Annotated in this window: 3 protein-coding genes; all 3 read right to left on the bottom strand. The window is 44.4% G+C overall.

All coding sequences use genetic code 11. The annotated features are described in order from the left end of the window. Window positions 1-116: 116 nt before the first annotated feature. Complete coding sequence (istB, locus tag IQ294_RS16150) at window positions 117-890, bottom strand: IS21-like element helper ATPase IstB (protein ID WP_203335071.1); 774 nt, start codon at window positions 888-890, stop codon at window positions 117-119. Continuing rightward, window positions 887-1,933 carry an IS21 family transposase gene (locus tag IQ294_RS16145; RefSeq protein ID WP_349291380.1) on the bottom strand — a complete coding sequence of 349 codons (1,047 nt, stop codon included), beginning with the start codon at window positions 1,931-1,933 and terminating at the stop codon, window positions 887-889. Before IQ294_RS16145 ends, istB begins: the two co-directional genes overlap by 4 nt. Window positions 1,934-2,001: 68 nt before the next feature. Beyond that, the gene (locus IQ294_RS16370) at window positions 2,002-2,274 is read right to left on the bottom strand and encodes a hypothetical protein (protein ID WP_238942892.1); all 273 of its coding nucleotides are present in this window, start codon (window positions 2,272-2,274) and stop codon (window positions 2,002-2,004) included. Window positions 2,275-2,486 lie beyond the last annotated feature (212 nt).

Below are 2,486 nucleotides of genomic sequence, written 5' to 3'. Positions count from 1 at the left end.
CAGCACGTCCAGCACCCGCTGTCGTTTCTGCGCTTTCTTTTGGCGGCCGAGATAGTTGTAACCGTCAAGTAGAATTCAACAGTTTTTCACAAATACGTTCCAACAGTTTTCCCCAATTAAGATTCAACACCTTGTTTGTCAAACAATGCTTTTCTGTATTTCATCCGTATACTGTCCTGCGTTTCGTCAAATGTGAGAATCTCGCTTCGGTGAAGAAGGCGGTCTAGAATGGCAGTCGTTAAGGTGGGGTCCCCCAAGAATTTTCCCCATTCGGCTGGGCCTTTATTCGAAGTCAAAATGAAGGCCGCTTTGTCGTACATTTCATAAATGAATTGGAAGAACAGATGAGCCTCTTGAGGCTCATAAGCCATGTACATGACATCATCAATGATGATCAGATCAGAAGCGGCAATCCGCTTATATCTCGTTTTTGACTTGCTCGTGTATTCTTTCGATTTCAATACATAGATGAGACGCTCCATCGATATAAACGACACCTGATACCCACGCTCGATGGCGTGGATACCTAAAGCAGTCGATAAATGAGTCTTGCCAGCGCCTGTCGGCCCCATCATGATCAACGTGAAACAGTCATCGATCCAAGAAAGTTCCTTTAACACATTCAGCTGCTTTTCACCGATGGCTGTCTGTTCTTCCAGGCGAAACTCCTCGAACGTCAGTAATTCAGGGAACTCTGCCCATTTCATGAGCTTTTCGCTGGTTTTTCGTTCGCGGCAGCGCATTTCATAACTAAGCACTTCATGGATAAACTCATGATACGTCCATCCCTTTGCCTCGGCTTCGCGTAGAAAATTTGGCAGTTCCTTGGCCGTTTCTGCCAACCGCAAGGTTCGGCACTTTTCCTGTAATCCTTCGTAGGGGTGACTCATCGGTTCTCACCTCCTTGAAGGACGGAGAGGTAAATATCCGCTGTTCGTTCGGGTGCCACGAAGTCTTTGTACTTCTCGTTGATCGTGCCGGCTTTCTTTTGATTCTTTTGGCTTTCTATCTCTAACGAGATAGCGATGTCCCGTAAATCATTGGCGCTCGTCAGCTTGAGTCGTTTCATCTCATCCAGCGCTTCATCGACAAAGTCAGGGTAATTTCCGATGACGGATTGCACGACTTTCAGTTGGTCGATCAAATGGCGGGGATACCGTTCGGTCAATCGCTCAATGAACCAGGTACTTGTTTCCGCATCTGCTAATTGGTCTTGAACTTGCTGGATTAAACCATCTCGTTTGGTCTGATTTCGTTCGCGGTGGGCAGGGTCCGAAATGACTTCTCCTTTGCCCTTCGCCAGTCGGTGTTTCGCTAATATCTCACCCTGTTCCTGGAGGCGTATGTACAGGTGGTGGTTATCCGTCTGAACATAAGCGATATTTGGCGCGCCTTTGCGGTAAGTGCCACGGGGCACACTGTAACGGTTTGAGCCAAAACGAATGACATTGTCATGCTTGATATCTCTTGTTATACTCGAAGTGAAGACTTTTTCAAAAATGTAAGTACCAGAGACCTTTTGCAGGTGTTGCTTTTCCAGGGCGTGCACCTCAAAGGGTCTTTTTTTGATGTTGTGATGAACTTTGTAATTACCGGTTCGTTTCAGCCACTTCATGCAGGCAGCTTGCCAATCCATTAAATTATCAAAGATACGATTTTTGACGAAATTGTTTTTTACATATTTCACGACTTGTTCGATTTTCCCTTTCGATTGCGGATCTGACTTCCGACAAAGATAGACTTTGAACTTTCGTGTCTGTTGGTATTTGGTGAATTCCGCTGTCATAATCAAATCTCCCGAATTCTCACTGACCATTAAGAGCCGGTCTTGGTCATAGACGATTTCTTGGGACATGCCCCCAAAATGGCGAAAGGCATTCTCATGCATATGTATTAAATCGCTTGCCCGGAAGGGCCGATCCAGAAACTCCACATACTTGAACCTCGAATGCGCTAACACAAAACCAATGAAATACAACTTTCGGTATGTCCCTTCAGTGGTCAATACCTTCTTCTCTCCAGCCAATCGAAAATTTGTGCACCTGTCAGATCGGGATGTTCTTTCAGCCAGCTGACGATCTCCTCGTGATAAGGATCCAGTTTCTTGCTTCTGTTTTGCAGCGAAAGAACGAATTTACAAAAATCATCAGGTGTCATATTTCCGTAGTTAATCACCCGATTTCTAGATATCTTCAGCTTTTTCGCAATAGCGCTATTTGAAAAGCCCGCGCTTCGAAGTTGGTGAATCTCGTTGTAAATCATAAACTTTTCCACTCCTCATTCCTCACTTTCAATAGACTCTCTCAAGTATATTAAAAGTTCATCGGTATCGGTAAACTGTTGTGTCTTATTTGGTGAAATCTGTTTACCGTTATTTGTGGAAAACTGTTTAGTCTAGTTTAGCGTTTACAATAGTCTTTCCATATTTCCACACGGTCATGGAACACATAAGATTCGAAAGCCATCGCTTCAATCATATCTGTGTT

Source organism: Planococcus beigongshangi (genome assembly GCF_016820495.1).
Classification (GTDB): domain Bacteria; phylum Bacillota; class Bacilli; order Bacillales_A; family Planococcaceae; genus Planococcus; species Planococcus beigongshangi.
Note: the sequence above shows the minus strand (reverse complement) of the source record. Positions and strands in the feature narration are given on the sequence as shown.

Coding starts and splice junctions, on each gene's coding strand:
- istB (WP_203335071.1), bottom strand. CDS start 890: ATGAGTCACCCCTACGAAGGATTACAGGAAAAGTGCCGAACCTTGCGG.